Annotated in this window: 7 protein-coding genes and 1 tRNA gene; all 8 read left to right on the forward strand. The window is 64.6% G+C overall.

The features are described 5' to 3' along the window. Window positions 1-132: 132 nt before the first annotated feature. The 8 genes from leuC (at window position 133) to ACEYYA_RS11980 (ending at window position 7,342) form a co-directional block, all read left to right on the forward strand. On the forward strand, window positions 133-1,551 hold the full coding sequence (gene leuC, locus ACEYYA_RS11945; RefSeq protein WP_374800909.1) for a 3-isopropylmalate dehydratase large subunit: 1,419 nt from the start codon (window positions 133-135) through the stop codon (window positions 1,549-1,551). A 13-nt stretch (window positions 1,552-1,564) separates the two neighbouring features. Further along, the gene (locus ACEYYA_RS11950) at window positions 1,565-2,374 is read left to right on the forward strand and encodes a glycosyltransferase family 32 protein (protein ID WP_374800911.1); all 810 of its coding nucleotides are present in this window, start codon (window positions 1,565-1,567) and stop codon (window positions 2,372-2,374) included. Between the two features lie 27 nt (window positions 2,375-2,401). Continuing rightward, window positions 2,402-3,007, forward strand: coding sequence for a 3-isopropylmalate dehydratase small subunit (leuD, locus tag ACEYYA_RS11955; protein ID WP_374800913.1), 606 nt, complete (start codon window positions 2,402-2,404; stop codon window positions 3,005-3,007). After that, a complete protein-coding gene (locus ACEYYA_RS11960) occupies window positions 3,004-4,074 on the forward strand; it encodes an endonuclease/exonuclease/phosphatase family protein (protein WP_374800915.1) in 1,071 nt (356 codons plus the stop codon). Before leuD ends, ACEYYA_RS11960 begins: the two co-directional genes overlap by 4 nt. Before the next feature lie 39 nt (window positions 4,075-4,113). Further along, window positions 4,114-5,220, forward strand: coding sequence for a 3-isopropylmalate dehydrogenase (gene leuB / locus ACEYYA_RS11965; RefSeq protein WP_374800917.1), 1,107 nt, complete (start codon window positions 4,114-4,116; stop codon window positions 5,218-5,220). A gap of 80 nt (window positions 5,221-5,300) precedes the next feature. Next, window positions 5,301-6,275, forward strand: a complete 975-nt coding sequence (locus ACEYYA_RS11970; RefSeq protein WP_374800919.1) for a DMT family transporter — start codon at window positions 5,301-5,303, stop codon at window positions 6,273-6,275. Window positions 6,276-6,351: 76 nt separating this feature from the next. Then, window positions 6,352-6,428 (forward strand) — tRNA-Pro (locus tag ACEYYA_RS11975). Between the two features lie 332 nt (window positions 6,429-6,760). Beyond that, window positions 6,761-7,342, forward strand: coding sequence for a hypothetical protein (locus ACEYYA_RS11980; RefSeq protein ID WP_374800921.1), 582 nt, complete (start codon window positions 6,761-6,763; stop codon window positions 7,340-7,342). The last annotated feature ends 39 nt before the right edge of the window (window positions 7,343-7,381 follow it).

A 7,381-nucleotide genomic window follows, 5' to 3' on the forward strand; every position in this document is an offset into this window, starting at 1 on the left:
CGCCCGCCTGCGCGAACGCTTTTACGGCGAAAGCCGGTCCATTCTCGCCCGCCGCTAAGGCCGGACGCCGCGCACCGCATCGGTGGCGCGGCTTTTTCGCATCTTCCCTGTCACAGCCATCCGGGTAAAGCCATGACCGCTGCTCCGAAAACCCTTTACGATAAAATCTGGGATGCCCATGTCGTCGACACGTCTGACGACGGCACCTGCCTGCTGTATATCGACCGCCATCTGGTTCACGAAGTCACCAGCCCGCAGGCGTTCGAGGGGCTGCGCATGACGAACCGCAAGGTGCGCGCGCCCGAAAAAACCATCGCCGTGCCCGATCACAACGTGCCGACCACCTGGGACCGCGAAAAGGGCATCGACAACGAGGAATCGCGCATTCAGGTCGATGCGCTGGACAAGAACGCCCGCGACTTCGGCATCAACTATTACCCGGTCAGCGATATCCGCCAGGGCATCGTGCATATCGTCGGCCCCGAACAGGGCTGGACCCTGCCGGGCATGACCGTGGTCTGCGGCGACAGCCACACCGCCACCCATGGCGCGTTCGGCGCACTGGCGCATGGCATCGGCACTTCCGAGGTTGAACATGTGCTGGCGACGCAGACCCTGATTCAGGCCAAGTCGAAGAACATGAAGGTGGAAATCACCGGCCGCCTGATGCCCGGCGTCACCGCCAAGGACATCACCCTGGCCGTCATCGGCCAGACAGGCACCGCCGGCGGCAACGGCCATGTCATCGAATATTGCGGCTCCGCGATCCGCGATCTGTCGATGGAAGGCCGCATGACCGTCTGCAACATGGCGATCGAGGGCGGCGCCCGCGCTGGTCTGATCGCGCCCGACGAAAAGACCTTTGAATATGTCAAAGGCCGCCCCCACGCCCCCAAAGGCGCCGCGTGGGAGGCCGCACTGGCCTGGTGGAAGACCCTTTACACCGATGAGGGCGCGCATTTCGACAAGGTCATCACCATCCGTGGCGAGGATATCGCCCCGGTCGTGACCTGGGGCACCAGCCCCGAGGACGTGCTGCCGATCACCGCATCCGTCCCCGCCGCCAGCGACTTCGACGGCGGCAAGGTGCAGGCGGCCCAGCGGTCGCTGGATTACATGGGCCTGACCCCCGGCATGGCGCTGACCGACATCAAGATCGACGCGGTGTTCATCGGTTCCTGCACCAATGGCCGGATCGAGGATCTGCGCGCCGCCGCCGACATCGTGAAGGGCAAGCACTTGGCCGATGGCGTGCGCGGCATGGTCGTGCCCGGCTCGGGCCTTGTGCGCCTTCAGGCCGAAGAGGAGGGGCTTGACCAGATCTTCAAGGACGCGGGCTTTGAATGGCGTCTGGCCGGTTGCTCGATGTGCCTGGGGATGAACCCCGATCAGTTGGCGCCGGGCGAACGCTGCGCCGCGACCTCGAACCGCAACTTCGAGGGCCGCATGGGCCGTGGCGGGCGCACGCATCTGATGTCGCCGGTCATGGCGGCGGCGGCGGGTCTGGCGGGTCACCTGGTCGATATCCGGCAGGTGATGGCGACGGCCTAGGCCGGAGGGCGCGATGGCATCGGCGGAACCCTTGGCGGGGCTTGTCCCTGTCGCCTCGCTCTGGATCGGGGGGGCGCTGCGCTGGCTGGACCGGCTGGCGCTGCACTCGTTCGTTCAGCGCGGTCATGGGGTCACGCTGTATCACACCGCCGCGCAGCCGCCCGAGGTGCCGGATGGCGTGGCCACCCGCCCCGCCGCCGAGGTGTTCGACCCGACCACCCTCCCCGGCCTTGGTCCGGCACAGGCCGCCGATCTGTTCCGCCTGCATCTTCAGCAGGCCACGGATCAGATCTGGATGGATACCGATGTGCTGTGCCTGCGCCCACTGGTGCTGACCGATGGCTGGCTGGTCGGGCATGAACACGGCGGCTGGGTCAACAATGCCGTGCTGCGGATGCCAAACGGCACCCCAGCGCTGGAGGAATTGATCGCCACGCTGTCGGATCCGCAGGCTGTGCCCGACTGGCTGCCGCCGGAACATCAGGCGACGGTCACGGCCGCCCCGCGCCACGAACGCCTGGCGACCGCCTGCCGCCTGGTGCCGAACCTGACTGGCCCGCGCGCGCTGACCGCGGTGCTGCCGCGCCACGGCGACGATCGCCATGCCCTGCCGATGCAAGCGCTGAACCCGCTGCCCTGGCGGCTGGGCGACGCCTGGTTCAACCCGCATGGCGGGGTGACCGGCTGGCTCGGGACCAACACGATGGTCGCCCACCTTTACACCTCGCGCCTGCGCGCGATCCACCTGCGGTCCCGTCCCAGACGGGGAAGCTTTCTGTCCGATTTCGCCGATGAGATCGGGTTTTCATTCCAAGGGGCCTGACGGTTCCCGAAGCCAAGGACGACGCCAATGGACAAGTTCACCACCCTGACCGGAATCGCCGCGCCGATGCCGCTGGTCAATATCGACACCGACATGATCATCCCCAAGCAGTTCCTGAAAACCATCAAGCGCACGGGCCTGGGCGTGAACCTGTTCGATGAGATGCGCTATACGCCCGACGGGGCCGAAGTGCCGGATTTCGTGCTGAACCAGCCCGCCTATCGCGATGCGCAGATCATCGTCGCGGGCGACAATTTCGGCTGCGGATCGTCGCGCGAACACGCGCCCTGGGCGCTGCTGGACTTTGGCATCCGCTGCGTGATTTCCACCAGCTTCGCCGACATCTTCTATAACAACTGCTTCAAGAACGGCATCCTGCCGGTCGTGCTGCCGCAAGATGCGGTGGATCACCTGATGGCCGATGCCAGCAACGGCGCCAACGCCCGCATCACCGTCGATCTTGAGGGGCAGACCGTCACCGCCTCGGACGGGCGCAGCTTCGGCTTCGACATCGACCCGTTCAAGAAACACTGCCTGATCCACGGCCTTGATGACATCGGCCTGACCATGGAAAAGGTCAGCAAGATCGACAGCTTCGAGGCCGCGGCCAGCCAGTCGCGTCCCTGGGTGTGATCCGGGCGCTTGCCCTTCTGGCACTGACCACCCCCGCATGGGCCGATCCCCTGCGGGTGGCTACCTATAACCCCGGCCTGTCGCGCGACGGGCCGGGGCTTTTGCTGGCCGCCCTTGAAAAGGGCACCGATCCGCAGATCGAGGCGGCGCTGGCGGTGATCGCGGCTGCCGATGCCGATGTGATCCTGCTGACCGAACTGGATTGGGATTACGATGCCCGCGCGCTGAACGCTCTGACCGCCCGCCTTGCCGCCGAGGGCGCCGATTACCCGCATGTCTTCGCGCCCCAGCCGAACACCGGCCTGGCCACCGGGCTGGACCTTGACGGCAACACCCGCCTGGCCGAGCCCCGCGACGCCCAGGGCTATGGCAGCTTCACCGGCCAAGGCGGCATGGCGCTGCTGTCGCGCTTTCCGATTGGGCCGACCCGCGATCTGTCGGGGCTGCTGTGGCGTGACCTGCCCGGCAACCTATCGCAAGACCCGCCCGACATCGCCGCGATCCAGCGGCTGTCGACCAGCGGTCACTGGATCGTGCCGGTGGAAATTCCCGCCGGAACGCTGGACCTGCTGGCCTATGCCGCCACCCCGCCGGTGTTCGACGGCCCCGAGGATCGCAACGGCCGCCGCAACCATGATGAAACCGCGCTGTGGCTGCGCTATCTGGACGGGCAGTTGACTGAAAAACCGTCCGAAAACCCGGTCATCGTGCTGGGCACGCCCAACCTTGACCCGGTTGACGGCGATGGCCAACGCGCCGCGATCACCGCGCTGCTGGCCAACCCGCGCCTGCAAGACCCAAGGCCCACCAGCCCCGGCGGTGCCGCCGCGCCCCAGACCGGACGCAATGCCGCCCATCAGGGCGACCCGGCCCTCGACACGACGCTGTGGCCCGCCGAGGCCGCAGACGACCCCGGCAACCTGCGCGCCGACATGATCCTGCCCGATGCGCGGCTGACCGTCACCGCCAGCGGCGTCATGTGGCCCACCCCCGACGACCCACTGGCCGCCACCATCGCCGCCGCCTCGGATCACCGCCTGGTCTGGGTCGAACTGACGCCCCGCTGATTTCCTCTTTGCAAAAATACTCACACAAACGGAGACATCATGACCAACCCCAGCCTTCTGATCCTGCCCGGCGACGGCATCGGCCCCGAGGTGATGGCGCAGGTCCGCCGCATTATCGACTGGTTCGGCACCAACCGCGCCCTGGCCTTCGACGTGACCGAGGATCTGGTCGGCGGTGCCGCCTATGACGCGCATGGCACGCCGCTGCATGACGACACGATGGCCCGCGCGCAGGCCGCCGATGCCGTCCTGCTGGGCGCGGTCGGCGGGCCGAAATACGACACCCTGCCCTTTGCGGTGAAGCCCGAACGCGGCCTGCTGCGCCTTCGCAAGGAAATGGACCTGTTTTCCAACCTGCGCCCAGCGCAATGCTTTGACGCGCTTGCGGACTTTTCGTCGCTGAAACGCGATGTGGTTGCCGGTCTTGATATCATGATCGTGCGCGAACTTACCTCGGGCGTCTATTTCGGCGAACCCCGCGGCATCACCGGCGAGGGCGATGCCCGCGTCGGCGTCAACACCCAGCGTTACACGACCGAGGAAATCCGCCGCGTCGCCCGGTCGGCCTTTGAACTGGCCCGCCGCCGGAACAACAAGGTCTGTTCGATGGAAAAGGCCAATGTCATGGAATCCGGCATCCTCTGGCGCGAGGAAGTGCAGTGGGTCCGCGACAACGAATACCCGGATGGCGAACTGTCGCATATGTACGCCGACAACGGCGCGATGCAGCTAGTCCGCTGGCCCAAACAGTTCGACGTGATCGTGACCGACAACCTGTTCGGTGACATCCTGTCGGATTGCGCGGCGATGCTGACCGGCTCGCTGGGGATGCTGCCCTCGGCGTCGCTTGGCGCGCCGATGGCCAGTGGCCGCCCCAAGGCGCTGTATGAGCCGGTCCACGGCTCGGCCCCCGATATCGCGGGCCAGGGCAAGGCCAACCCGATCGCCTGCGTCCTGTCCTTCGCCATGGCGCTGCGTTACAGCTTCGATCAGGGGGCCGAGGCCGACCGGCTTGAAAAGGCCGTCGAAAAGGTGCTGGCCGACGGCGTGCGCACCGCCGACCTGATGGGCCCCGAGGGCGGCAAGCCCGTCACCACCGCCGGCATGGGCGACGCCATCCTGGCCGCGCTGGACGCCAGCCTGTGACCCACCGCGCCGCCCGGACTTGAGCCGGGCGGCGTTTTGCGCCACACAGTCGTTACCGCCACCATCCGCAGGACAACGCCATGTCGCGCAATGCACAAGGGGCGCTTACCGCGCTTTTGGCCATGGCCATCTATGCGACGCATGATGTCGTCGCCAAGATCCTGGGTCAGCACTATCACGCCGCGCAGATCGTGTTCTTTGCGGCGCTGTTGTCGTTCCCGCTGATATCGGTGGTGCTGATCCACAGCGGTCGCAGCGGCAGCCTGCGCCCGGTGCATCCCGGCTGGCTGCTGCTGCGCACGATTTGCGTCGTCACCACGGGGCTGGCGGCCTTTCACGCCTTTGCCGTTCTGCCGCTGGCGCAGACCTATGCGATCCTGTTTGCCACGCCGCTGATGATCACGCTGATGGCCATTCCGTTGCTGGGCGAACGCGTCGGCCTGCATCGCGGCGGGGCGGTGGTCGTCGGGCTGATCGGCGTGCTGGTGGTGCTGCGACCGGGCGGGTTGGACCTGTCGATGGGTCATCTCTCGGCACTGGCGGCGGCCGTGATGGGGGCCTTGGCCTCGGTCATTGCGCGCAAGATCGGCCATGACGAACGCGCCACGGTGATGCTGCTGTTTCCGATGCTGGGCAATGTGCTGGTGATGGGCGCGATCCTGCCGTTCGTCTATCGCCCGATCACCCTGCCCCATCTGGGGTTCGAGGCGATCATCGCCACTTTCGGCCTGATCGCCGCCGCGCTGTCGATCCGCGCCTATCGCATGGCCGAGGCGGTGATCGTCGCGCCCATGCAATACAGCCAGATCATCTGGGCCACGCTGTTCGGCCTGCTGCTGTTTGACGAGGGCGTGGACGGCCCCACCCTGCTGGGCGCGGGCATCATCATCGCCTCGGGCGTCTATATCGTCCTGCGCGAGGGCCGCGCCGGCACATCGCCCACCCAGCCCGTGCTGGCCGCGCGAATGCGCAGCGAGACCGGCATCACCCCGCGAACCAGCCTGATCCAGCGCCTGTGGTTTCCCAAAAGCCGCGATGACGGCGGCCCGATCTAGGGTAAGCAGTCCAACGATTGCCCACCGATTGCCCCTTGCAAACCCCGCCCGGATTCTCTAATCCCCGCCCCACGGTCGGAGCGTAGCGCAGCCTGGTAGCGCACCTGCTTCGGGAGCAGGGGGTCGGAGGTTCGAATCCTCTCGCTCCGACCATTTTCCCGATGATAAGAGGCAGATAGTTCTGCCCTTTTCGTCAGGCGCATTGCCTCTGACCGGGCAAAATACAGGGAAGCGGCCCTTAGCTGCGGCGGGCGCGAGCGTAGGCTGTTAGGGGCCTTCCAGACCTTCGCTTCGGGCGCCCGATCCTTGCTGCGCTTGCGAAGGCGCCCGAAGAGGGCGGAAAGCGGTCGTTCGCTGCAATCACATCAAGGTCCGCTCTCCCGCCCGAAGCGGTCGTTGGGTCTGCGCGCCTTATGATCTGCTACATACTCTTTGCATTCACCAGTTGCCGATGGATAAGGTGTAGAGAGCAAGGAGTGTCTCGCGTGATAATTACCTTTTCCTTTGACGTTAGGAACTATGTCGAGGTTATGGAGGGTTGGCCCCTCAAGCGCGATCAAATGACCTTCTTCTTGGAACGAGAAGGCAATGTTCTAAAGAGAGTATGTTTATCTTTTTCTGGTGTTAGTATTGATTTTGCGCCAAGCTTTACAGCACCTAGTGATGCAAGTAGAACAGCGAGTCTAAAAACAAGTGATGGTGGCTACGCTGCCTTGGCTAGAAAAATCATTCTGAACTGGCAGGCAATTGTGAGTGGAGTTCAGATTGTTGACTTGGACTACGATAATTTTGAAATGCGATTTCACACTGAAAACACAGACGAAGAGTCTCGAATCCACTTGAAGTCTATCAAGTCTAGCTATGATCAGGCCCTCAACTCCTCTTGCGACTTCGAGCAGTTTGGAAGGGCATTCTGCGCGAACCCCATTCCTGATCATCGAATAGAGTCGACATCCCATTACCGTGAAGGTCGCCTCGCATTTGAGGCCGGACGGTATGTGGACGCCTATAACAACATGTTCCTGTTCTTAGGGTCAGGACCCATTGATCTTTTGGATGCGGCCTGATTCACGCTCCGCAAGGAGACTGGATCATGAGCAACCTTT

It is taken from the genome of Paracoccus zhouxuedongae (assembly GCF_041927815.1).
Taxonomy (GTDB): domain Bacteria; phylum Pseudomonadota; class Alphaproteobacteria; order Rhodobacterales; family Rhodobacteraceae; genus Paracoccus.

Excerpts from the sequence above, each read along its gene's own strand:
- ACEYYA_RS11970 (WP_374800919.1), top strand. The coding sequence starts at position 5,301 with ATGTCGCGCAATGCACAAGGGGCGCTTACCGCGCTTTTGGCCATGGCC.
- ACEYYA_RS11950 (WP_374800911.1), top strand. The coding sequence starts at position 1,565 with ATGGCATCGGCGGAACCCTTGGCGGGGCTTGTCCCTGTCGCCTCGCTC.
- leuC (WP_374800909.1), top strand. The coding sequence starts at position 133 with ATGACCGCTGCTCCGAAAACCCTTTACGATAAAATCTGGGATGCCCAT.
- leuB (WP_374800917.1), top strand. The coding sequence starts at position 4,114 with ATGACCAACCCCAGCCTTCTGATCCTGCCCGGCGACGGCATCGGCCCC.
- leuD (WP_374800913.1), top strand. The coding sequence starts at position 2,402 with ATGGACAAGTTCACCACCCTGACCGGAATCGCCGCGCCGATGCCGCTG.